The organism is Martinezella sp. CNPSo 3964, from assembly GCF_057784375.1.
The window spans coordinates 500,598-524,183 of the sequence record NZ_JBXSOW010000004.1; the positions used below are offsets into that span (position 1 = coordinate 500,598).

23 protein-coding genes are annotated in these 23,586 nt (G+C 61.2%); 13 read left to right on the forward strand and 10 right to left on the reverse strand.

Going from position 1 to position 23,586, the window contains the following annotated elements; all coding sequences use genetic code 11:
- Nucleotides 1-9: 9 nt before the first annotated feature.
- The 6 genes from mdcC to AC13Q5_RS16285 are packed head-to-tail and all read left to right on the forward strand — an operon-like array spanning nt 10 to nt 4,340.
- Entirely contained in the window at nt 10-321 is a 312-nt protein-coding gene (gene mdcC, locus AC13Q5_RS16260; RefSeq protein WP_113240406.1) for a malonate decarboxylase acyl carrier protein, read from the forward strand.
- Nucleotides 318-1,229, forward strand: a complete 912-nt coding sequence (locus AC13Q5_RS16265; protein WP_488502385.1) for a biotin-independent malonate decarboxylase subunit beta — start codon at nt 318-320, stop codon at nt 1,227-1,229. The genes mdcC and AC13Q5_RS16265 overlap by 4 nt, the downstream gene beginning before the upstream one ends.
- Nucleotides 1,216-1,938 carry a biotin-independent malonate decarboxylase subunit gamma gene (locus tag AC13Q5_RS16270; RefSeq protein WP_488502386.1) on the forward strand — a complete coding sequence of 241 codons (723 nt, stop codon included), beginning with the start codon at nt 1,216-1,218 and terminating at the stop codon, nt 1,936-1,938. Before AC13Q5_RS16265 ends, AC13Q5_RS16270 begins: the two co-directional genes overlap by 14 nt.
- On the forward strand, nt 1,931-2,572 hold the full coding sequence (gene mdcG, locus AC13Q5_RS16275; protein WP_488502387.1) for a malonate decarboxylase holo-[acyl-carrier-protein] synthase: 642 nt from the start codon (nt 1,931-1,933) through the stop codon (nt 2,570-2,572). Before AC13Q5_RS16270 ends, mdcG begins: the two co-directional genes overlap by 8 nt.
- A complete protein-coding gene (mdcB, locus tag AC13Q5_RS16280) occupies nt 2,569-3,423 on the forward strand; it encodes a triphosphoribosyl-dephospho-CoA synthase MdcB (RefSeq protein ID WP_488502388.1) in 855 nt (284 codons plus the stop codon). Before mdcG ends, mdcB begins: the two co-directional genes overlap by 4 nt.
- Complete coding sequence (locus AC13Q5_RS16285) at nt 3,420-4,340, forward strand: ACP S-malonyltransferase (protein ID WP_488502389.1); 921 nt, start codon at nt 3,420-3,422, stop codon at nt 4,338-4,340. The genes mdcB and AC13Q5_RS16285 overlap by 4 nt, the downstream gene beginning before the upstream one ends.
- Nucleotides 4,341-4,449: 109 nt before the next feature.
- On the opposite strand, the gene AC13Q5_RS16290 is transcribed toward AC13Q5_RS16285, so the two are convergent.
- The 9 genes from AC13Q5_RS16290 to melA all read right to left on the reverse strand — a co-directional run bounded on the left by AC13Q5_RS16290 (nt 4,450) and on the right by melA (nt 14,168).
- Nucleotides 4,450-5,514, reverse strand: a complete 1,065-nt coding sequence (locus tag AC13Q5_RS16290) for an ABC transporter ATP-binding protein (protein ID WP_488502390.1) — start codon at nt 5,512-5,514, stop codon at nt 4,450-4,452.
- Nucleotides 5,515-5,592: 78 nt separating this feature from the next.
- Nucleotides 5,593-6,891: a D-tagatose-bisphosphate aldolase, class II, non-catalytic subunit gene (locus AC13Q5_RS16295; RefSeq protein ID WP_488502391.1), complete on the reverse strand. Its 1,299-nt coding sequence runs from the start codon at nt 6,889-6,891 to the stop codon at nt 5,593-5,595.
- Nucleotides 6,888-7,841, reverse strand: coding sequence for an SIS domain-containing protein (locus tag AC13Q5_RS16300; RefSeq protein WP_488502392.1), 954 nt, complete (start codon nt 7,839-7,841; stop codon nt 6,888-6,890). Before AC13Q5_RS16300 ends, AC13Q5_RS16295 begins: the two co-directional genes overlap by 4 nt.
- Nucleotides 7,842-7,853: 12 nt before the next feature.
- Entirely contained in the window at nt 7,854-8,711 is an 858-nt protein-coding gene (locus AC13Q5_RS16305) for a carbohydrate ABC transporter permease (RefSeq protein ID WP_488502393.1), read from the reverse strand.
- The gene (locus AC13Q5_RS16310; protein WP_488502394.1) at nt 8,711-9,628 is read right to left on the reverse strand and encodes a carbohydrate ABC transporter permease; all 918 of its coding nucleotides are present in this window, start codon (nt 9,626-9,628) and stop codon (nt 8,711-8,713) included. The genes AC13Q5_RS16305 and AC13Q5_RS16310 overlap by 1 nt, the downstream gene beginning before the upstream one ends.
- A complete protein-coding gene (locus tag AC13Q5_RS16315) occupies nt 9,625-10,881 on the reverse strand; it encodes an ABC transporter substrate-binding protein (RefSeq protein WP_488502395.1) in 1,257 nt (418 codons plus the stop codon). The genes AC13Q5_RS16310 and AC13Q5_RS16315 overlap by 4 nt, the downstream gene beginning before the upstream one ends.
- Entirely contained in the window at nt 10,874-11,872 is a 999-nt protein-coding gene (locus AC13Q5_RS16320; RefSeq protein ID WP_488502396.1) for an N-acetylglucosamine kinase, read from the reverse strand. The genes AC13Q5_RS16315 and AC13Q5_RS16320 overlap by 8 nt, the downstream gene beginning before the upstream one ends.
- Nucleotides 11,869-12,663: a DeoR/GlpR family DNA-binding transcription regulator gene (locus tag AC13Q5_RS16325; RefSeq protein WP_488502397.1), complete on the reverse strand. Its 795-nt coding sequence runs from the start codon at nt 12,661-12,663 to the stop codon at nt 11,869-11,871. Before AC13Q5_RS16325 ends, AC13Q5_RS16320 begins: the two co-directional genes overlap by 4 nt.
- A 188-nt stretch (nt 12,664-12,851) precedes the next feature.
- The gene (gene melA / locus AC13Q5_RS16330) at nt 12,852-14,168 is read right to left on the reverse strand and encodes an alpha-galactosidase (protein WP_488502398.1); all 1,317 of its coding nucleotides are present in this window, start codon (nt 14,166-14,168) and stop codon (nt 12,852-12,854) included.
- 109 nt (nt 14,169-14,277) lie between these two features.
- Between melA and AC13Q5_RS16335 the strand changes: the two genes are divergently transcribed.
- Nucleotides 14,278-15,171: a helix-turn-helix domain-containing protein gene (locus AC13Q5_RS16335; RefSeq protein ID WP_488502399.1), complete on the forward strand. Its 894-nt coding sequence runs from the start codon at nt 14,278-14,280 to the stop codon at nt 15,169-15,171.
- A 79-nt stretch (nt 15,172-15,250) separates the two neighbouring features.
- Here the strand turns inward: AC13Q5_RS16335 and AC13Q5_RS16340 are convergent, their stop codons facing one another.
- Nucleotides 15,251-16,357 carry a LacI family DNA-binding transcriptional regulator gene (locus AC13Q5_RS16340; protein WP_488502400.1) on the reverse strand — a complete coding sequence of 369 codons (1,107 nt, stop codon included), beginning with the start codon at nt 16,355-16,357 and terminating at the stop codon, nt 15,251-15,253.
- 220 nt (nt 16,358-16,577) lie between these two features.
- On the opposite strand from AC13Q5_RS16340, the gene AC13Q5_RS16345 reads away from it, so the two are divergent.
- The 6 genes from AC13Q5_RS16345 (at nt 16,578) to AC13Q5_RS16370 (ending at nt 23,422) form a co-directional block, all read left to right on the forward strand.
- Nucleotides 16,578-17,531, forward strand: coding sequence for a sugar phosphate isomerase/epimerase family protein (locus AC13Q5_RS16345; RefSeq protein ID WP_488502401.1), 954 nt, complete (start codon nt 16,578-16,580; stop codon nt 17,529-17,531).
- Nucleotides 17,532-17,590: 59 nt separating this feature from the next.
- Entirely contained in the window at nt 17,591-18,823 is a 1,233-nt protein-coding gene (locus AC13Q5_RS16350) for an ABC transporter substrate-binding protein (RefSeq protein ID WP_488502402.1), read from the forward strand.
- A gap of 70 nt (nt 18,824-18,893) precedes the next feature.
- Entirely contained in the window at nt 18,894-19,781 is an 888-nt protein-coding gene (locus AC13Q5_RS16355; protein ID WP_075854830.1) for a carbohydrate ABC transporter permease, read from the forward strand.
- Nucleotides 19,781-20,665, forward strand: coding sequence for a carbohydrate ABC transporter permease (locus tag AC13Q5_RS16360; protein ID WP_488502403.1), 885 nt, complete (start codon nt 19,781-19,783; stop codon nt 20,663-20,665). Before AC13Q5_RS16355 ends, AC13Q5_RS16360 begins: the two co-directional genes overlap by 1 nt.
- 4 nt (nt 20,666-20,669) lie before the next feature.
- Nucleotides 20,670-21,752 (forward strand): ABC transporter ATP-binding protein, encoded by a 1,083-nt coding sequence (locus tag AC13Q5_RS16365; protein WP_075854832.1) that lies wholly within the window; start codon nt 20,670-20,672, stop codon nt 21,750-21,752.
- A gap of 17 nt (nt 21,753-21,769) precedes the next feature.
- Nucleotides 21,770-23,422 carry a GMC oxidoreductase gene (locus AC13Q5_RS16370; protein WP_488502404.1) on the forward strand — a complete coding sequence of 551 codons (1,653 nt, stop codon included), beginning with the start codon at nt 21,770-21,772 and terminating at the stop codon, nt 23,420-23,422.
- Nucleotides 23,423-23,586 lie beyond the last annotated feature (164 nt).

The following is a 23,586-nucleotide window of genomic DNA, read 5'->3' on the forward strand; positions in this document are numbered from 1 at the left end:
GCCGATGCCATGGAAAATCTGCTCTATGAATTGAAATCGACGCAGACAGGCGGAACCCGCGCCGTGGCTCTGGTGGGCGTCGTTGCTTCGGGCAACCTCGAAGTATTGCTTGAACGACTGGAGGCGCCCGACCGTTGCGTCATCGAGATCGCCACGCCCGCCCATGGTTTCGCCGAGCTCTGGGCAGCGGTCACCGAGGATTTCGCGGCGCGCTCCGCTGCCGGCGGTCTGCGCATCACGATCAATGATGGCGGCGCACGGCCTGACATGGTGGCGCTGCGTCTGGCCCAGGGCGTGCGGCTGATGGAGAAGCCGGAATGAACGATCCTCACAAGCTGCACCGAAGCTGGTATGAAGAATCTGCCCGCGGCCGGTTGCTGCATCTGCTCGATGCCAACAGCTTCACCGAATTCCTAGGCCCGGAACGACGGGAGACGAGCCCTCACCTTGCGCTCTTCGATCTGCCTCGGCAGTTCGATGACGGCATCATCGTCGGTGCCGGCCGCATTGACGGCCGCGCCGTGCTGGTGGCCGCCCAGGAAGGGCGCTTCATGGGCGGTGCGATTGGCGAAGTGCATGGCGCCAAGCTGACGGGCCTGCTGCATGCCGCCGCCAGGTTGCGGCGGGATGTCGTTATTCTCTTCGATACGGGTGGCGTGCGCCTGCAGGAGGCCAATGCCGGCGAGCTGGCGATCTCCGAAATCATCCGCGCCGTGCTGGAGGCGCGATCCGATGGTGTTCGCGTCATCGGCCTTCTTGGCGGGCGGGCGGGCTGCTATGGCGGCGGCAGCCTGATTGCCGGCTGCTGTTCGGCGCTCGTCATCTCCGAGCAGGGTCGTTTATCCGTTTCCGGGCCGGAGGTCATCGAGACGAACAAGGGCGTGGAAGAATTCGACTCGCGCGACCGGGCGCTCGTCTGGCGAACCATGGGCGGCAAGCATCGCTACCTGATTGGCGGGACTGATATCTTCGTCGAGGACGATATCGCCGCCTTCCGGGCCGGTGCGATTGCCGCGCTGCAACGGCAAGCCATTTTGGATGAGACGGTGCTACAAGCCGAACAGACACGGCTCGAACAGCGATTGCGCCATTTTGGCGATGCCCATGACGCCACCGAGATATGGGCGCGGCTGCATATTGAAGAGCCTGGGCAGATACCGGAGCGGGACATCGGGACTTTCCTCACCACAGCCAATATCCATCGGGAGAGCGCCGATGCAGCTCGCTGATATCCTGTCCTCACTCTTTCCCGCTGGCCACGAGATCACACAGGCGGATGGGCTTGTTACCGGCTGGGGGCGGTTGGACCAGCAAAACCGGATCGATCTGATCGGCATTGCCGACAAGACCTATCCGGGCGTCGACGAAGCGGTAGCGCTGGCCGGGCATATCCTTTCAGTCGCCCGGCGGCCAGACAGCTCGCCTCTGCTGTTCCTGGTCGACTCCGGCAGCCAAAGGATGAGCCGGCGTGACGAGCTCCTCGGTCTCAGCGAGGCATTGGCGCACCTGGCGAAGGCCTTGTGGCAGGCGGAGCAGGCCGGTCATCGCACGGTCGGCCTTCTCTATGGGGGCAGCGCAGCGGGCGCCTTCATTGCCACTGCGCTAGCCTGCGGATCGCTGGTGGCCCTGCCCACCGCCTGGCCCGAAGTCATGGACCTGCCATCCATGGCCCGAGTGACCAAGCTGCCGCTCGCTACGCTGAAAGAAAAAGCCGAGACAACGCCCGTCTTCGCACCGGGCCTCGATAATCTTCTTGTGACCGGAGCCATAGCGGAAGTTTGGGACCCAGCTGTCCCTTTGAACGCTCAACTCGCAGCACTTCTTGCCAAGCCCGTTTCGCGTGATCTGCGCGCACAATTGGGTGCCGATCGAGGCGGCCGGCCGAAGGCTGCCACGATTGCGGCCGAAGTCGAGCGGCTGGCTTTGCTCCATGGTTGATGTCGCTGCCCTCCGCCGCCACGATCTGGCCTATGTGTGCTCCGAAGCATGGCCGAGGCTGCTGCGTGGCCAAGTCGAAAGCGAAACGGAGCCCGATCTGCTGACATGGGCGGCACTGGGACGACCAGCAATTTTTCGGCGTCGGATCTGCAGCGACCCAATGGGTGTCGTACCCTTGGGGCTGCCCCTTCCTCCGGGCATGGGACGCAAACGCCTTGCGCTTGCCTGCCCGCCCGCTGCCGTAATTCGGACAGCACCTCCGCCGTTGCTGAGGGATGTCCTGCCTGCGGCACCGACACGATGGCGCCCAACCATTGGCACGCTCTTGGAGGCAGACCTCTCTTGCCGCTGCTTCGGGAGTCTTGCCTGGCAATACCTGACCGGCCTTTCCTATCTGACCGATACGTCCGATCTCGATCTTCTGGTCGAGTGCCGCTCGAGCGCGGATGCGATGCGAGCGACGGCTTTGCTGAACGATATTGCAGAACGCGCGCCAATGCGTATCGATGCCGAATTGGTCACGCCTCGCGGCACAGCCGTCCAGTGGCGCGAATGGCTATCGGGAAACCCGGAACTTCTGGTTAAATCCCACGCCGGATCGGCCCTGATTGCGCGGGAGGCGCTCTTTGCATGACGTTTCCATTGCTGGCCGAATTAAGTCCTGTCGCCGTCAAGCATAGCGATCCCTTGCTGATCGGACGGCATGCCGCACGAGCGCTGATCCTGGAGGTAGAGACCTGGCCCAAGCCCGGATTGGTCAGCCATATCGACAACGGCGCACATGCCGACATGGATGCCGATCTTCTCCGTCTCAGCGCTCGGACGCTGGAACCATTCTTCGTCGCGCTTGCCGAGGCGGGCGCCATGGACGTCGGCATGGATCGCCTGCGCCAAATCGGCATGGAAGCGGAAAGCGCAATGCGGGATGCGACGGGAGGGGTGAATACCCATCGCGGTGCCATTTTCGGCCTCGGCCTGCTGGCGGCGGCGGCCGGCTTGGCAGCGACGTGCGACTGGCATGCGCCGCTCGGCGCCCTTGTCGCATGGCGTTGGGGACGCGACATCATCGGCAGGGCGCCAGAGCAGGACAGTCACGGCGGCATCGTGGCGCGACGCTACCATGTTGGCGGCGCTCGGGCCGAGGCCGCCGCCGGCATGCCATCCGTCTACGATATTGCCCGCCCGGCGCTTGCCGAAGGACGGCGCCTCGCCATGGGGGACGAAGAAGCCGCAAGGGTCCATGCGTGCATGGCGCTGATCGCGGTGGTCGACGACAGCAATCTGCTTTATCGCGCCGGCCCAGAAGGGTTGAATTTCGCGCGTGAGAGGGCCCGCACCTTCCTGGCTGATGGCGGGGTCGCACGCGCGAACTGGCGATGGGATGCCAAGGCCATTCACGAGGCATTCGTGGCGCGCAATCTCAGCCCGGGCGGTTGCGCCGATCTCCTTGCCATGGCGCTGTTTACCGAGGTGTTGGAATCGTGACCCTCACGCTGCTGTGTTCGGGCCAAGGCCACCAGAGCCGGGAAATGTTCCGGCTGCTGGCGGCAGAACCCGAAGCACAGCTCATTTTCGAAACCGCGGCCGCTGTGCTTGGGACGCACCCAACGGAATTCTGCCAGACTGCACCCGAAGCTGCGTTGCATGCAAACCGCGAAGGTCAGATCCTGTGCGTAACACGCGCGCTTGCGATTGCTCGCGCCCTTTTCCCGGCCGGCGCGCCAAGCGAAACGATGGTGGCTGGCTACAGTGTCGGTGAAATGGCGGCGTGGGGGGTGGCTGGAATCTGGTCGCCCATGGACACTTTGAAGCTGGTCGATCAGCGGGCGCGGGAAATGGACACCGTCGGTGGGCCGGATGATGGGCTTGGCTATGTGCGTGGTTTGCCAATGGCAGCGGTGCAGGAGCTTGCCGATCGTTTCGGCTGCGCCATCGCCATCGTGAACCCCGATCTCCTGTTCATCATCGGCGGCGCCAGGCAATCGATCGATGCACTCTGCACCGCCGCACTGGAAGAAGGCGCAGTGCGCTCTGCGCCGATGGCGGTGCATGTCGCCTCCCACACACCGCGGCTCGCCGGCGCGGTGGCACCGTTTGACAAAGCCCTTGCCTCGGTAGTCATGAACCGCCCGGCGCTGCGCCTCATGACTGCCACCAGTGCGACGCTTGTTGTCGATCCGGAACGCGCTCGCCGGGGGCTTGCGCGGCAACTGGCCGAAAGGATCGATTGGGCTGATATGATCGAAGCTCTGGCTGAACGTGGCGTAACAACGATCCTCGAGCTGGGACCGGGCCGAGCTCTGGCGGAGATGACAGCTCTTGCGTTGCCTGCGGTAAGGGTACGCGCAGTCGATGACTTTCATAGCCTCACGGGGATTAAGGCCTGGCTGGCTGCCAACTGAGACCAAAGAGTCTCCTCGCTACCGATCGTGTCGCATGCCCTCGGAGGCTGCGGCACAAACCGAATTCGATGCCGAGGCCGGCGGTCCAGGCAAGCAATGGCGAATAAGCTTACCGAAGCCTCTGGCCGGTAGCTCCGTCGAAAAGATGCAGCCTTCCAAGATCAGGTATCAACGAAAGACGGCCGCCGGCCCGCGCGCTGACCCGTTCGCGCAGCGCTATGACAAGATCGTCGACCCCGATACGAGAAACGATAAGAGTTTCTGCTCCGGTCGGCTCGACCACGACGACTTCGGCATCGATGCCGCCCTCGCCTATGGCAATGTTTTCGGGCCGTATGCCGTAGACAATCTCTGCTCCGCGCGCGACGTCGAGCCCTGCCGGCAACGGAAGGCGAGCTCCGCCATCAGCAACGAATTCCAGCGGACCGCCACTGCTGATCTTGCCGCGGATGAGATTCATCCCCGGGGAACCGATAAAACCGGCAACAAAGAGGTTGGCGGGCCGGTCATACAGTTCGAGCGGCGAGCCGATCTGCTCGACATAGCCGTCACGCATGACGACGATCCGGTCCGCCATCGTCATGGCCTCGATCTGGTCGTGGGTGACGTAGATCGTGGTCGTGCGCAGGCGCTGATGCAGCAGCTTGATTTCGGAGCGCATCTGTACGCGCAGCTTTGCATCCAGGTTGGATAGTGGTTCATCGAAGAGAAACACCTGAGGCTGGCGCACGATCGCACGGCCCATGGCGACGCGTTGGCGCTGGCCGCCGGAGAGATTGCGCGGATAGCGGTCGAGCAGGTTTTCGAGGCCGAGGATCTGTGCCGCGTCGCGCACGCGCTGCCGGGTCTCCTCCTTCGGCGCCTTGGCCAGCCGCAGAGAAAAACCCATATTCGCCTCGACGGTCATATGCGGATAGAGCGCATAGGATTGGAACACCATGGCGATGTCGCGGCTCTTGGGTTCGACATCATTGACCACCCGACCGCCGATCGCGACGTCACCACCGCTGATCTCCTCAAGCCCGGCGATCATGCGAAGAAGGGTCGATTTTCCGCAGCCCGACGGGCCGACGAGAATGACGAATTCGCCGTCCTCGATATCGATATCCACCCCATGCAGAACTTCGAAGTGACCGTAGCTCTTGCGGACATTTGTCACGCTGACTGACGCCATTATGATCTCCAATTAGAAAAGCGTGTGTCTGATCGCCGCCTTGTCGGCCACCCGGGGCGGGCAACGCCGGGCGACCCATTATGCGATCGTGGCTGCAGAATATGGTTCCAGGGCCGCATCGATCGCCGCAATGCAGAGATCGCGCGCACGAGGCAGAACCTTCCTCGCGACCACTGCCGGATAGACCCGGCCGAGATACTGGCTGATGAGCGTTTCCGGAATATCGCCCTCGAAGCGCGCAAGCAGGGTCTCGACTGCCGCTGCTGCCTTCTCGTCCGGCCAATAATAACGGATGCGGTCGCTGTAGCTGAAGTGCCGCTGCAGGCGCTGTTCCTCGTCCGAGCCGCCATAATGGGAATTCCAGTGACCGGGATTTTCGAGCATGACGGCGTCCATGGTCGCATGGATCGCATCGGACAAAACCCTTCCGGCGAGAACCGACGCGATGGCATCGAGGCCGTAAAGCGCCTCTCGCAGGGCAAAGGTCAGGCCCGGACCGACTTTGAGGATCGCGAAACCGCCCTCCACAAGGGCGGCAAGTGCGTCCGCGGGCTGATAGTCCGTTGAATGAGCCTCGAAGAGCAAGCCAGGCATTCGGTCCAGAGCGCCAATCAAGCCATCCGCACGATCCGGTCTGTAAAGGACGACATTGGCATTGCCGAACTCGACGCCTGGCTGAACGACGATGGCGATCACCCGCTCCAGAGCGCCTTCGACACCGGCCTTGGCGAAGGCGGCACGATGCACTGCCAGTGTGTTTATCGCCGCCTCGGGTCGCGTCACCTCGAGCTCGTCGAGGGCATGGGTGGCGCCGCCCGGCGGCGGGACCTCGGTTCCGATAATATAAACGGGCGGCCGGCGGCCGGAGCGAAGAGCAGCCTGTTCCGCCACGCGTGCAAGCCGCGCGGCGCGTTCCGCCGTCAGCTCGTCGGCCAAGGCTACGGGCTCGCCGGCGCAGCCCATCGATGTATCGAGATGGATCTTTTCGAAACCTGCTTCGACATAGGCCGCAATCATCGCCTCGGCCTTCGCCATCGCTTCCTCTGCGGGCAGCTTCCTCCACGGGTTCGGCCCAAGATGGTCGCCGCCGAGGATGATGCGGTCGACAGGAAAGCCGACAGCTGCGGCTATGTCTTCGACGAAACGGCGGAAGTCGCGTGGCGTCATTCCGGTATAGCCACCATCCTGATTGACCTGATTGCAGGTCGCTTCGATCAGCGTGACCGCCTCATCTAAGGCCGCACGCCTCAGTGCCGCCTCGATAACGAGCGGATGCGCGGAGCAGACCGATGTGATCCCGCGCGGCATAGTCTTGACACGGTCACCGAGAAGCTTCTTCAGCGCAATGCTGCGATTGTGTTCGACGGCGGCGTTCATCCGAGCATCACGACCTTGGTCAGATGGCGGGGCGACACCGTATCGACACCCTTCGACTGCGCTGCCCGTTCGCCAAGAATCTGCAGAGCCGGTAACACGCAGAGACCGACAATTGCCGCATCGCAATCGACGGTCAGCTCCAGATCGCCGGGGCCGCCAAAGCCGATAACGGTCGCACCCTTTTGCCGCAGCTCCTCGACCAGCAGCGCTTCCGCAGCCTTCTGATCGGCGCTATAGAGCGTGACGACCGCCGTATTTCCATCGACGAGGCTGATCGGTCCGTGCCGGTATTCCAGCGGATGGAAGCCCTGGGTGATGATCTGGCTCATTTCCATCAGCTTCAACGCACCTTCCAGGGCAATGCCGTAGAGCGGTCCGCTGCCGAGGAAAACGAAATGCGACCGACCTTCGATGATCTTCGGAAGAGCCGCATCGAGCTGATCGGCGAGACGGCGTGCGGATTGGGCGATCGATGGCGGGATCTTCACGCCGACCATCTGCATGCCCAGAAGCAGCATCAGGCTCGCCGAGACCGTCATGACGATGCCCTCATCGCCATGGGTCGCCGCTTCGATTAGCCGGTCGCAATTCTTGGCAAGCGAGCTTTCGGGCTCGACCGTGATGGCGGTGACGAAAACGCCGGCTTTGCGGCTAGTCTTGGCGGCAGCAACGGTTTCCGTCGTTTCGCCGCTGCGGGAAAGGGCCACCAGATGGACATTCTGCCAGCGCGGCCAGAAGGCGGCCGGCCGGTTCAGCCATTCCGCACCCGGCGCGGCAATCGCCGGATAGCCGGCAAGATTGGCGTGAGCCGCGAGCGACAAAGCGAGATTGTAGGATGTGCCGCAGCCCAGAAAAACCGTCAGTTCGGCATCATGCGGGGCGGAGACCAGTCCAATCGCCTTTTCCCAATAGGGGAATTGCTCGAAGATCACCTTTTCCGTCGTATTCATGCTAGCTCCGATTTACTTGACCGATCCGGCCAGCAGACCGCTGACGAGGTATCGATTGAGAAAGATGACGACCAGGGCGGGAATGATGATGGCAATCGATCCGCTTGCCGTGATCAGCCCATAGTCGATGAAGTTCTTGGTGACGAATTCCGGGATCAGCACCGTCAAGGGCTTCGTCGCCTGCGGCGAGAAGATGAGCGGGACGAGATACTGCCCCCATGCGCCAAGAAAGGTCAAAATTGCCGCTGCCGTCAGGCCGGGACCGGCGAGCGGCAGGACAATGTTGAAGAAGATGTAGAGCCTGCCGGCGCCATCGAGCTGTGCCGCCTCTTCAAGCGCGATCGGCAACGCCTCGAAGACGCTCCGCAACAGCCACAGCGACAGGGGCAGGTAAGCCGAAACGTAAATCAACGCCACGCCCACATAGGTATCGACCAGATGTAGGCTGATCATGATCCGATAAAGCGGAATGAGTACCGCATAACCGGGAATTGCAAGTGTCGCGACGACGGTGGCAAACAGAAAGCCACGGCCGGGAAACTGGATCCGCGTGAAGGCATAGGCGCCGAGTGCCGATATCGCCACGCAAAGAAGCGTTGCAGCCACCGAAGTCACGATGCTGTTGATCAGCGCGGCGCGAAACTGCGACCAGACCTGGACTCCGCCGATCCTGGCAATATCGATGCCGAAGAGACGCGAGAAGTGATCCAGCGTGAAATGCTGCGGAAAGAAATGGATGGGTCGTGCCGAAAAGTCCTCGGTCGGCGTGATGGAGCTTGCGAGCGTCCAGTAGATCGGCCCGAGCGACCAGATCAGGAGAGCCGCAACACCGGCCCAGATCAACAAACGATGGGAAAGGCTCTGTTTCATCAGTCAAACCGGGTGTTGCGATAGACGCGCAGGACATAGACGAGCGAGACCAGCAGCGAGACCAACGTGATCACGAGAGACAGGGCCATGCCATAGGAGAAGCGCAGGTTCTGGAAGGTCTCGAGATAGATCTGGACGAGAACCGGCCGCGTCTCGAGGCTGGAACCCGCCAAGACCCAGGCCTCGTCGAAGAGGTTGAAAGCGTTGACGGTCGCGTTGGTCATAGCAACGGCAATGGCGCTGCGCACCAGCGGAAGCGTAACAAGGGCGAACATCTGTGCGCGCGTTGCACCATCGATGCGCGCGGCCTCATAGAGATGAGCGGGAATGCTCTGCATGGCGGCCAGCACGATGACGACGGTCAGGGGCATCATCCGCCAGACGTGAACCACCGTGACTGCGATGATGGCGCTGGTGCGATCGTTGAACCAGACGTGGTTTTCGAATGGCAACCCGATGGCCGAGAGAATGCCATTCAGCAATCCCGCGCCGGGTTGGTAGATCCAGAGCCAGATCACGGCATTGACGACACCGGGCAGCGCCCAGGGCAGGACGACGGCCGCGAGCAGCCATTGCCGGCCGACCTTGACCTGATTGATGAGGGCGGCGGCAAGCACGCCGAACACCGTCTCGGCCACGACTGCGAGCACAACGTAGAGAAACGTATTGACCCAGGTCGTGCCCAATTGCCCGTCGGAGAGCATGCGCGTGTAGTTTTCCAGCCCGACAAAGGGCGTTCCCGCCTGCATCGGATTGACCCTGTGCAGGCTGTCCCACACCGTTCTTCCGATCGGGTAGAAGACAAGGGCCGCCATCGTGATCAGGATCGGCGAGACAAGCAGGATACCCAGCATGGTGTCGGCCTTGACGCCGGCACCACGCCTGCTCCTGCCACCGGCAGAGACTGCGATTGTCATTGCGCCGATGCCTGCTTTGCCGCTTCGGCGATGTTCTGCATGGCCTGATCGACGGTGACCTGGCCCTTCGCGGCGCTGTTGATCGCCGTGTTCACCGCGCTCGAGAATTCCGGATACCAGGGAGGCGTACCCTGCGGGAACAGCGGCTCGACGGTCTTCGACTGCGCCACAAGCGTATCACCGCTGAGCAGCTGGCCGGCGGAATTGAGCTCGGACAGTGCAGAGGTGCGGGTCGGCAACGCGCCGTTAGCCGCATTCTTCTTCTGGAACTCCTTGCTGGTGAACCATTTGACGAAGGCGATGGCGGCTTCCCTGTTTTGCGAAACGCGGGGGATCGCGAGTGCTTCGGGAAGGCCGAAGCTGCGGGTTTCGCCGCTAGCCGTCGGCACCAGGATCGCCTCGACCTGGCCGGCGACCTTCGATTGCTTCGGATCGTTCATCTGACCGATCCTGCCCGGCTCGCCCGAGATCATGATGCTGGTGACGCCCTGGGCAAACATGCTCTCATTGATCTGGCTGTCCTTGAGGCCGGTGGAGGCGGGATCGACGAGACCTTCCTTCAGCAGCATCAATTCGAAGGCCAGCGCCTTGTAGCCGGCCGAATCCTTCGAGACGAAGAGCGGCTTGAAATCCTTGTCGAACAGTTCGCCGCCAAAGGCTTTCGTCAGCAGATACCAGCTGGTCGACGCGCCTTCGGTCGCCGAAAGCGGCAGGCCGATCGGATAGGTCGCGATCTTTTTTTCCTTGATCTGCTTGGCGGCAGCGACAAGCTCATCGAGTGTCTTCGGCATTGTCGTGATGCCCGCATCGGCGAAATGCTTCTTGTTGATCAGCATGACGCGGAAGTCGTTGGTATAGGGCACGCCGAGCAGATTGCCGTTGACCGTGAAGATCTTGGAGACACCGATATCCTTGATCGTATCGGCGTCGATCACGTCGTTGAGCGGCAGATACCAGTCCGCGGCGCTGAACTGGCCCGTCCATGACCAGTCGAACTCGGTGACATCGGCCGGTGCTGTGCCTGCTATCAGCGAGGTGACGAGCTTCGGGCGGATATCGTCCCACGAGAGTGTCTGCATATTGACGTGAATGCCGGTCTCGGCTTCGAAGTCGCCGGGAATGTTCGGTGCCTGCGGCGAAGGCATCAGCACCGTGATCGATTGTCCGGCAAGCGGTTTTGCATCCTGAGCGAGAGCCGGAACGGCGGCAACGAGCGCCGCAAGAGTGACGAATGGCAAAGTAAATTTACGCATGTTCCCTTCTTTCCTTGTTATTGAGGTCTGCTTCACCTGAATGCACCGCTGCGGTCTTTGCCGTTGCGGCGATTTGCGTGATCCAGCCGTCATCCACCGGCCAGTCGAGAAGGCGGGCAGCCGCCAGAAGGGCGCCGCCGATGGGAGGAAGCTTCGGGCTTACGGCCGGGCGGCCGACGCGCCGCTCGAGCGCGGCAAGCAGGGCGCGGCTTGCAAATGTTCCGCCGGCATAGGTCCAGTCGGCGGCCGGATCGCAATGCGGCGCTATGGCTTCGGCATGCTTTGCCAGTTCCGATGCGGCCTGTTCGATCAGTTGTTTCGCTGCTCCGTCACCAGAGCGCGCAATGCGATCGACGAGAATCGACAGGGCAGCGATCTCGGCGCGAGGGTTTTCGAGTTCGCTCACCCATCCTCCCAGCGCATTGACCGGGTCGATGCTGTCGAGGTTCAGAAATTCGAACATGGCCTTCGCCAACGCGGTCGGACCTGCCCGCCCGTCGAGGCTCTGGCTGACGAGGCTGAGAGCTGCCCGCCCGATCCAATAGCTGCTGCCCTCGTCGCCGATGACGTCGCCCCATCCGCCGACGCGCGCAGATGCGCCAGCGCTGTTGCGTGCCCAAGCCATCGAACCCGTGCCGGATAGGATCAGAATACCAGGCTTTCCGGCGAAGGCGCCGAGATGAGCCGCATCGACATCGTTGAGAATATGCCGCTTCGCCTTGGGGAAGCTGGCCTCGATCGCCTCGAGCTGCTGTTCCGACAGGCGTGCCACTTCGCCATAGGCCGGCAGCGCTGCAGCGACGGCCGCCGGCTGCTCCCGCTCCAGGAAGGGGCGCAGAGCAAGATCCAGTTCGCGCCGCCAGTTCGGATTGTCCATCGGGTTGACGCCGCCGCTACGCGACATAAGCAGCACGTTGCCGGCTCGCTCCGCCAGAGCGACCAGCACCTTGCTGCCGCCGCCATCGATGCCGAGGATCAGGTCGTCGCTCATTCCGGCGCTCCGAGATCCGCGATCGTCGTCTCGACGCCGAGATTAACGAGTTCGCTGCGCCAATGCGCGGAAAGACCCCCATCGGTAATCACCTTGGCAGCACTCAAGGGGGCGACCTTATAGGTCGCCATCGTGCCGAATTTTGAGGAATCGGCGAGCACGAAGCGGTGCGCCGACCGGCTGAGCATGCATCTATTGAGGCTCGCTTCGGCGCTGTCGACGCTATAGATCGCGCCGTCCGGGCTGATGGCGCTTGCGCCGAGGAAGAGCTGATCGAACCAGATGCTCTCGAGCATCGCTTCGGCCTGCGGCCCCACGAGCGAAGCATTTTCGCTGCGCAATTGTCCCCCGAGCAACACCACTTCTAGATTGGGGATATTGAGGAATTCCTGCGCAACTGTCAGCCCGTTCGTAAAGATGCGCAGCGGCATCGGGTTCAGACGGATGAGCCGTGCCAGCTGCAGAACCGTCGTACCAGCATCGAGAAAAATGGCCGTGCGCGGCGCCAGCAAATCGTAGGCAGCCGTTGCGATCGCGCGCTTGGCCGACAGATGCCGCTTGGCCCGCTCCTGAAAAGCAAGCTCCACTGACGATCCCTCGGCGATCCGGGCGCCGCCATGCACGCGGTCGATGGCGCCTTCCCGCTCGAGGACCTGCAGGTCCCTGCGCACCGTTGCCAAGGAAGCACCGATGGCATCCGCGAGCGCCTGAATGGTCGAAAATCCATTCGCATACAGATGGCTACGAATAGCGTCGAGACGATCGACTTTGACTCCTCCAGCCTGACTCAATGAAGGTTCCTCTTTCGTAATCATTTCTATTTCGCTCAGACTTCCATCCAATAAGATCAATGTCAATCATAATTCTGATCTTTTTTGATCTATTTCGCGATCGCCATCGAGCCAAAAAAGCAAACGCGCGGCCTCCTCTCTCGAAGAGACCGCGCTGGTGAATTATCGTCGCTCAAGACGTGGTGGGGCTAATGGTAGGCGGGCAAAAGACTGCCGTGTTGCTCGATCATATCGTCAACAAGCGCCCATATCTGATCGGGTGACAGCTCCGCTGCGGTATGCGGATCGAACAGGGCTGCCTGATAGATGCGATCCCGTTTCTTCGTCAGTGCCGCCTCGACCGTCAGCTCCTGCACGGAAACGCTTAAGCGCATGACGGATGCGAGCTGCGAAGGTATCCGCCCGATGCGGATCGGCTGAATGCCGTTGTGATCGACATGGCAAGGAACTTCGACGATGCATTCGTTCGGCAGATTCTGGATCAGCCCGTTGTTGGGGACATTTCCGTAGATCAGCGCTGGCTGGCCGGTGACTGCCGCATGAATGATGCCGGCCGCATATTCGTTGCTCCGGCAGACATCGATCGGCTTGCCGCCTTCAAGGTCGTGGCGCAACTCGTGCCACTCGGCAATCTGGACCTCGCAGCGGCGGATATATTCATCCAGGGGAATATTGAGTCGCTCGATCAGATCACTACGGCCCTCCTTGATGTACCAGGATGTATATTCCGAGAAATGCTCGCTCGATTCCGTGACGACGTGGCCAAGTCTTTTCAGAACGTCGAAACGGACGCGATCGTCAGAGGGAATGCGTCCTTCCTCTGCCAGGGCACGCAGGCGCGGATAGAGATCCTCGCGACTGCCATCGGTTCGCAGCTTTTCATATTTGAGGAAGAAGGCGACATGGTTGATGCCGGCCGAGAGATAGTTGATATCGGCGACGTCTTCGCCGAGGCAATCGGCGAGATGGGCGGCTGTGTGCTGCACGCTGTGGCAAAGCCCGACGGTGCGGATGTTGGGCGCAATCTCCTTGATCGCCCAGCAATTGATCGCCATCGGGTTGACGTATTGCATCAAGAGCGCGTTGGGACACACATCTTCCATGTCGCGGCAGATTTCTTCGAGAACGGGAATGGTGCGCAGTCCGCGGAAGATGCCGCCGATCCCGAGCGTATCAGCGATGGTCTGCCGGAGGCCATGCCGTTTCGGGATTTCAAAATCCGTCACGGTGGCCGGCTTGTAGCCGCCAACCTGCATCATCAGGATGACGAAATCCGAACCTTTCAACGCTTGCCGGCGGTCAAGCGTCGCCTCGACGCGCACCTTGTCGAGATGAAGCGCCTCGCAGAGCCTGCGTGCAACGATTTCAGATGTTTTCAGGCGCTCCGGATCGATGTCGAAGAGGCTGATGGCGTAATCGCCACCGCTCTGACTGGAAAGGACGTCGCCCAGAATATTCTGGGCAAAGACGGTGCTGCCGGCACCGATCAGACAGATCTTTGGCATGAAGGGATCTCCGCATGGAATGGCTTTGAACCTCAATGCTTCTTTCAATTCGGAATTTCCTCCTGCTATCAATGAAATTATTCCCGGATTCGCGCCACCAGACAGACCCATGCCGAAACCCAGCAATTCCGTCGAGCATGAAGCTCTCATCGCATCCGCCGGCGGCTTTCTGATCGAGCGGCACATAGCCAATGCCATGAGTGCCGCGCATTGGCACGACCATGTCGAGCTGAACTTCCTCATGGAAGGGCAGATGACCTATATTTTCAACGGAAGGCAGGAGCAGGTGGACGCGGGGCGACTGGTGCTATTCTGGGCTGCCATTCCGCACAGGACGATTGCGGTCACCCCCGATGTTCCGCTCATCTGCATCTATCTTCCGCTCGTCGATTTCCTGAGCTTGCCGATCGATCGCAACGTGCGGCAGTCGATCTTGCAGGGACGATTTTCGGCCGATACCCGCCCCTACCCCGCCGACACTGTGCTCCTGCCGCAATGGGTGGCCGACTGGGAGCACGGCGACATGGCTCGGCGTCGGCTGATCCTCGACGAAGTCAAGCTCAGAATTCGGCGTTTCGTTCTCGATGCTCCCGACGACAATCATGACTTTGCCCGGCGGCGCTCGGCACCGACCGCCAGCATCGCCGTGCAGCGCACCGAAACATTGACCGACCTTATCCATACCCGCTATTGCGAACCGGTAAGCCTGCCGATGCTGGCGGGGCTCGCCGGCATCCATCCAAGCACGGCCAACAAGATCTTCCGCAGCGTATTGGGCATCTCGGTCAACGAATATCTGACGCGTTATCGCCTGGCGCGGGCAATGCAGCAGCTTGCCGAAACCAGCAGCCCCATTCTGCAGATCGCTTATGATTGCGGCTTCGGCTCCGCCAGCCGGTTCTACGACATCTTCAAGCGACGGACGGGGACGACGCCGCGACTGTTCCGTTCATCGCTCGGACGGAATGGAATCACCAATGAGGGTGACGCCGCGCCGCCCTAAGCATTTAGAGCGTGATGCCGAAAAGTGTATGCGGTTTTCGGACGACATCACGCTCTACTTCTTTGATTCTAGAGCGGATTCAGATTTTAGGTCGAACAGACCTAAAATCATCCGGCTCTAGTGGCGCCGGACCGAAGCTTTCGCGCCGAATAAGCTTGCTCGCGATGACATGACGAATGGCCGCCCCTTTCTCCGGCGCATCGATCCGTTCCATCAGAAGGTTCACGGCCATCTGCCCCATTTCCTCGACAGGCTGTTCGATGGTCGACAAAGGCGGTAGCGAATATTCGCAGACCGGAGCGCCGTCGAAGGACACGATGGAAAGATCTGCCGGAATTTTCCAGCCCATCCGCTGAACGCAGCTCATGAAGGAAATTGCCATGTCATCGCTGGTGGCGATGACGGCCGTCGGCCTTAGCGGGAGATCGGCAAATTCAGTCGCCGCGGCAACGCCGATCTGGAAACCATGCTGATAATCGAGGCTGCCGCCGGACCTGACGATCGCCGTCTCCGGCAGCCCCGCGGCTGCAAGCGCTTCAACCGCACCCAGATAGCGTTCATTGTCGTGATAATTACCCTGCGGACCGGCAAGATACAGGAAACGCCGATGGCCTAGGGCAACCAATTCGGCCGTGGCATCGCGAACGGCTTGCCGATCATTGGTCACGACACTCGGCAGGGCCGCGTGGCTCATATCGAACAAAAGGGAGACGATCGGCAGGGCCGAATCCTTGAGCGACCGGCCGCCATCGACCGGTAGATCCGAGGAGAGAATGATGGCGCCACGCACCGTGCCGCCGAAAGCCAGATCGAGGATGTGGCGCTCGGAAGCCTCGTCGCGATCGAGGTTGGCAATCATCAGATGATAGCCATTCTGCCTCAACGACCGGTTTATTCCCTGCAGGACCAGGGGAATGACCTGCGAGACGCCGTAATAGAGCGAGCCAGGCAGAATGATCATGACGACATTAGACTTGCCGACACGGAGCCCCCTCGCCATGGCATTGGGCGTATAGCCGAGCTGCTTGGCGGCGGCATCGATCTTGGCGCGGGTCTTCTCGTTCACGCGACCGGGATTGGCCAGTGCCCGGCTCACCGTGGAAATCGCGACGCCTGCCAGCCGAGCGACATCCGCCATCAGAGGACCGGAATGCTCTTCTGCCGGCATATCCTTGTTAATCTTCAATTTTTGGCGTCCTTCCCAATGCCTGCTGCGCGGGATGCTACGGCAATCCCAGCCGTTTAGCAAACGTTTGCCAAAAATCGCTTGCATATAAAAACGACTTGTCTACTATTCAGGCACGGCAAACGTTTGCCACTTGCAGTGCATTGAAATCATTATGGATTATTTGCCGCGGCACATGGTTCCGCGATCGATCCTCCATGTCTTAGGAACGGATAGTCTCATGACCTCTACGGAACGGCTGCGTTTTGGTGTCGATCTTGTCACCTTTTTCCACCCCGGATTTTGGGGCGTAAAGGATTATGACGGCATCATCGCGCTATCACGCAGTGAGCCGCGCGCCTTCTGGGACAAGATGCTCGATGCCGTGCAGGCCTCCGGCGTCACCGGCGTGGAGCTGACCTTCTCGCCCTTCAACTGGCAGGATGCGACGAAAACCTATGGTTCGGTCGAGAAGTTTGCCGATGAACTTTCCAGGCGCGGACTGACCCTGGCGAGCGGCTTCTTTGCCGAGCTCGAGGCCGCCGGCGATTTCACCGAGGCATCCGCTCAGGCCGCCATCATCGACAAGGCCGAAAAATACGCCGAATTCCTCAAGGCCTGCGGTAGCGACATCATGGTCATCGGAGCGCCGCTTCGCCAGACGCTCGGCGCTCAGCCGACCCGCTTCTTCGATTTCGAGCAGGCACGCAAGATTGCCGATTTCCTCAACCGCCTCGGTGCTGCCCTCCATACCAAGAGTGTGCGGCTCGCTCTCCATACCGAAGCGCATTCGATCTTCGCGGCGGCGCGCGATGTCGATCTGCTGATGCTGCTGACCGATCCCGCCTATGTGCATATGTGCCCGGATACGGCGCACATCATCGTTGCCGGCTCCGATCCGCTGCAGCTCGTCGACCGGCACCACGAGCGCGTCATCATCGCCCATTGGAAGGATGCGCTGGGACAGATGCCGGCTGATACCTTGATCGACGAGCATATTCATGACCGCCATCGCCCCTATTTCTGCGGTTTCGGCCTTGGCCGGGTCGATTGGCCGGGCTGGGCCAGGCTGCTGCGTGACCGGGGCTATGAAGGCTGGGCCATCCTCGAGCTCGACGCCGCACCCGATCCGGTCGGCGATATCGCCAACGGACTGACCCTCGTCAGACAGGCGCTTTTGCCGATTTACCGCTGATACCAACGATCCGAAAACGAATAGCCCCGCCAAGAGGGCTTTCTTGAAGAGGTGGAACAATGAAAGACACAGTGAAAATGCTATTGATGGGAGCCACATTCGTTGCGGCCTCCATCTCTGCCCATGCGGAAGACAAGCCGCAGGCCGAGGTTATGACCTCCTGGACCTCCGGCAGCGAGGCCGCCGCCCTCGGCGTCGTCAAACAGGAATTCGAAAAACGCGGTGGCGTCTGGAAAGACTCTTCCATTGCCGGTTTCGGAGCAGCTGATGCGGCCTTTCAGAACCGTCTGGTTGCGGGCGACCCGCCGACCGCCAAGCAGGCCGTGCTCGGCCTTGCCAATACTGATTTCGTCAGTCAGGGACTTATGAACCCGATCGATGATGTGGCGAAAGCCGGCAAATGGGCCGATGTCCTGCCGAAATCGATCTACGACCTCATCTCCTATAACGGCAAGGTCTACCTCTCTCCGACCGGCGCCCATGGTGAGAGCTGGGTCTTTTACTCCAAGGATGCCTTCGCCAAGGCCGGTGTCGGCGACGAGCCGAAGAGCTGGGACGAATTCTTCGCGGCACTGGACAAGCTGAAAGCCGCCGGCATTCAGCCCGTCGCCTGGGGTGGCCAATCCTGGCAGGAGTCCAAGGTCTTCAACATGATCCTGCTGACCCAGGTCGGCATTGACGGTTTCCTCAAGATCTATGTCGACAAAGACAAGGGTGACGCATCGACGGAAGGCGTGAAGAAGACGCTGGATATTCTCGGCAAGCTGCGAGCCTATGTCGACGAAGGTGCCGCGGGCCGCAACTGGAACGACGCGACCGCCATGGTCATCACCGGAAAGGCCGGCGTGCAATTCATGGGTGATTGGGCCAAGGGCGAATTCGTTGCCGCCGGCAAGGAACTGGGCAAGGATTATGGCTGCATGCTAGCGCCGCAATCGCCCGGAATGGTCTATGTCGCCGACTCCTTCTCCTTCCCGAAGATCGCCGATGCAGCCGCGCAAAAGGGCCAGACCCTGCTTGCGGAGGTCGCCATGGACCCGACCGTGCAGGTCGAGTTCTCGCTGAAGAAGGGCTCGGTGCCGATGCGCACCGACGTCGACAAATCGAAGCTCGACATCTGCGCGCAAAAGGGCCTCGAGCTGATGAGCGCCGGCAAGATCGTGCCGGATCAGGCCTTGATCCTCTCGCCGCAACAGGCCGGCGCCCTCAACGACTTCGTCGACGAGTTCTGGACCAATCCGTCCGAGGATAGCGCCTCCGGTGCGGAGAAGTTCTTCGCGATCTTCGAATAGGCCTTCGAGCGAGCCGATCGCCGAGCTCCTTGTCGATCGGCTCCGCCCATTTTCTCGAGAAAGTTTGCTGATGCAAGCCAAGCGCAGACGTCCCCTTGCTGCGACCTTCGCCCTGTTGCCGACCTGGATTGCCGCGATCTTCGTCTATATCGGCACCATGGTCTGGTCGGTGCGCCTGTCTTTCACGGATTCGACCATCTTCCCGTCGTCCAACTATGTCGGCTTTGCCCAATATGCCAAACTGTTCCGGACGTCGCGATGGCTCGCATCCCTGGAAAACGTGCTGATCTTCGGCGTACTTTACGTTGCCGGCTGCCTGGCGCTGGGCTTCGTGCTCGCCGCAGCGCTCGATCGCAAGGTTCGCTTCGAAAGCGTGTTTCGCACCATCTTCCTCTATCCCTATGCCATGTCCTTCGTGGTCACCGGCCTCATCTGGCAGTGGATGCTGAATCCGACCTTCGGCATTCAGGCGACGGTCAGGGCGCTCGGCTGGCAGAGCTTCGTCTTCGACTGGATCGTCAATCGCGACATGGCGATCTACACGGTGGTCTTTGCCGGTGTCTGGCAGGGTGCTGGCCTCGTCATGGTCATTGCTCTCTCCGGCATGCGCGGGATCGGCGAGGAGCAATGGAAGGCGGCGCAGATCGACGGTATTCCGATCTGGCGCATCTATACCTCGATCATCCTGCCGCAACTCGGGCCGGCGCTTGCAGCATCGGGCATGCTGCTCTCCATGGGCGTGATCAAGACCTATGACCTCATCGTCGCACAGACCGGTGGCGGCCCCGGCTATGCGACCGAAGTGCCGGCAAAATTCATCATGGACAATCTCTTCGAGCGCCAGAACCTCGGCCTTGCGAGCGCCGGCGCCACCGTGCTCGTGCTCTCGGTAGTCATGGCCGTCGCGCCGTTTCGCTATGCGCTCCACATGCGCGCCAGAAGAAGGGGAGCACATTGATGGCGGCTCTTCATCCCCGCGGCCCCAAGCCATCGCGGCTGACGGCAGGCCAGATCGGGCTCTATGCCTTCCTCATCCTGTCAGCGCTGTTCTTCCTGCTGCCGCTCTATACGATGCTCGTCACATCGCTGAAGACAATGGAAGAGATCCGTCAGGGCCGCATCTTTGCCTGGCCCGATACCATCGATTTCGAAGCCTGGAAGACCGCCTGGTCGGGAGCCTGCATGGGCACGCAGTGCCTGGGCGTGCGCGTCGGCTTCTGGAATTCGGTCAAGATCACCGTGCCGGCCGTAGCGATTTCCGTCTTCATCGGCGCGATCAACGGCTATGCCCTCTCCTTCTGGCGGCAGAGAGGCTCGAACCTGCTGTTCGGGCTTCTGATGGCAGGCGGTCTCATCCCCTACCAGATTTTCCTCTATCCGCTGGTGCGGCTGCTCGCCAATCTGAGCCTTTATAATTCGGTCGCAGGCGTGGTTCTCGTTCACGTGATCTTCGGCCTGCCGCTGGTGACGCTGCTGTTCCGCAACTACTTCGTCGCCATTCCCGAGGAGCTCTGCAAGGCAGCGCGCGTCGACGGCGCCGGTTTCTGGCGAATCTTCCTCGAGATCATGCTGCCCATGTCTGTGCCCATGATCGTCGTTGCCTCCATTTTCCAGTTTACCGGCATCTGGAACGACTTCCTGATCGGTCTGGTCTTTGCCGGACGGGACAATCTGCCGATGACGGTGCAGCTCAACAACATCGTCAACACCACCATGGGCGAGCGCGCCTATAATGTGAACATGGCTGCCACCATCCTGACAGCCGTCGTTCCGCTCGCCATCTATTTCTTCTCCGGCCGCTGGTTCCTGCGTGGTGTCGCCGCCGGCGCCGTCAAGGGGTAACGCCATGCAGCCTGCCGTCTCGGTCAAGGATCTCAAGATCGCCTATGGCGATCACACCGTCATCGACAAGATGTCGATCGATATCGCCCCGCGCGAATTCCTCGTGCTGCTCGGACCTTCCGGCTGCGGGAAATCAACCCTGCTCAACTCCATTGCCGGCCTGCAGGACATCAGCGACGGCGAAATCTGGATATCGGACAAGAACGTCACCTGGGCCGAACCGAAGGATCGCGGCATCGGCATGGTCTTCCAATCCTATGCGCTCTATCCCCGCATGTCCGTGCGCAAGAACCTGTCCTTCGGGCTGCGCGTGGCGGGTCTTCCCAAGGCCGAGATCGAGGCGCGCATCGCCCGCACCGCTTCGCTTCTCCATCTCGACAAGCTGCTTGATCGCCGCCCTTCGGAACTGTCGGGTGGCCAGCGCCAGCGCGTCGCCATCGGCCGCGCCCTGGTGCGCGAGGTCAACGTCTTCCTGTTCGACGAACCGCTCTCCAATCTCGACGCCAAGCTGCGCAATGAGCTGCGCGTCGAGATCAAGAAGCTGCATCAGAGCCTCGGCAACACGATGATCTATGTCACGCATGATCAGGTAGAGGCGCTTACCCTTGCCGATCGCATCGCCATCATGAAAGACGGCGTGATCCAGCAGCTTGCCAGCCCATCCGAGATCTACCATCGCCCGGCCAATCTCTTCGTCGCCGGCTTCATCGGGGCGCCGGCGATGAATTTCATCAAGGGCGAGATTGTCTTGAAAGCGGACGCACCCGTCTTCGAAAGCAACGGGCTTTCCATCGATCTCGCCGGCTATCCTTTTCTGGCAGCCATCAAGCCAGGCTCGGTCACCCTCGGCATTCGCCCCGAACATATCGTTCCGGATCGGGAGGTGGGATCTTTGCCAACCATTGCGGGCCTCGTTTCCGTGATCGAGCCGATGGGCGCTGACACCGTCGTCTGGTTCGACTGGGCCGGACAAAGTCTTTCCTACCGCATCATGGGCGATACCACGCTTCTGCCAGGCGCAAGAATCTCGCCCGGCATCGATATCACCAAGGCCTCCCTCTTCGGCGCCGACGGCGTCCGTCTCTGAAATATACGGAAAAATCTATGTCTCAGACTACCTACGACGCGCTGGTGATCGGCTCCGGCGCCGCCGGCTCCTTTGCCGCCAGGGAATTGACCGCCCAAGGACTGTCGGTATTGCTCCTCGAAGCCGGTCCCGCGGTGACGCAGAAGGATTTCGATCCGAACCGCAAGAAGGCGCCAGCAAGCAGCATCAATATCTGGGAACGCGCGCGTGCCACGCTCAAGGGCCAGCCCATCCAGGCCCGCGCCGCCTTCTTTACCGAGCGCTTCAGCCATTTCTTCGTCAATGATCGCAAGAGCCCCTATACGACCCCCAAGGATGCACCTTTCCTGTGGATACGCGGCCGGCAGGGCGGCGGCCGCCTGCACAGCTTCGGCCGGGTGCTGCTGCGCTGGACGGACGATGATTTCAAGATCCGCTCGAAGACCGGCAAGGGCGAGGACTGGCCGGTTTCCTACGATGACCTCGCTCCCTACTATGCCGAAGTCGAATCCAGCCTCGGGCTCTATGGCAATGAGGATGGCGTGGAGACATTGCCCGACGGCGTCTATGCGCATCCGGCAAAGCTCACCCCTGCGGAAGAGGTTTTCAAGAGCGAAGTCGAAGGACGCTGGCCGAAGCGGCACGTCGTTTCCTGGCGCTATATCGCCCCCGATGCGGAGCGCACGCCGAAACCCCTGCGTGAGGCGTTGGCGACCGGGCGGCTGACGATCCGCCATGATGCCATCGTGCGCCGCATCACCACCGACGATGCCGGCGGCCGAGCGACGGGAGCGGAGTTCATCGATCGCATCACCGGCAAGGTCGAGACCGCGCATGCGGCCCTCGTCGTGCTCTCGGCATCGCCGATCGAAAGCGTGCGGCTGCTTCTCAACTCCGCCAGCAATCGCCATCCCCACGGGCTCGCCAACAGCTCGGGCGCGCTCGGGCGCTATTTCATGGACCAGCTGCCTTGCCTGGCCTTCGGCTCGTTTGCGAAGGCAAGCGGCTGGGCAGTCGACGATTCCGCGCCGACGGATCCTTTCTACAATCCATCCGGCGGCATCTTCGTCCCGCGCTTTGGAGAAGGCGACGCGGGCCGCGACGATTTCGACTATCAGGGAAGCATCGGCCGGGCGCCGACGCCGGATGACGAGCCCTCAAGGCTCGCCTTCTTCGGCTTCGGCCGCATGCTGCCCTATGCCGACAATCGCATCACGCTCGATGCAAGGCGCAAGGATGCCTGGGGGATCCCCGTACCTCATATCCGTTGTGTCATGGGCGAGGAGGAACATGTCCTCTTACGCCGGCAGGAAGAAGTGCTGATCGACATGGTGCGTGGTGTCGGCGGCGAGCTGGAATTCATCGGCTCCCCCACTGGCCTCAGAGAAATGGGCCGCGGCGCTTTCCCCGATGCCGATCCGTTCAGCCGCTTCATGTTCCGCACGTGGTTCCGCAAGACCATGTGCATGGGCGCCGCCATCCATGAAACCGGCGGCGCGCGCATGGGGACATCGAACAAGGACTCCGTCCTCAATGCCTATAATCAAAGCTGGGATATTCCCAACCTCATCGTGGCGGATGCCTCCGCCTTTCCGGGCAGCGGCATTGCCGGTACCACGCTGACGGTAATGGCCCTGACCATCCGCGCCTGCAGGAACATTGCCGACCAATATCGCGCCGGGCAGCTATGATTGCGCCCGTTCGGATTGAGCACACTCATGTCACCTGTCTGGATATTGGGGGCTTGCCGCGATCCATCATATCCGCCTCCTGCACGACCTTCGCAGTTTCGCCACCCGCCAGAAATAGATTGGCTTTGTCACCTTGCCGCTATAAAAGTCGTGCATATCTTCTT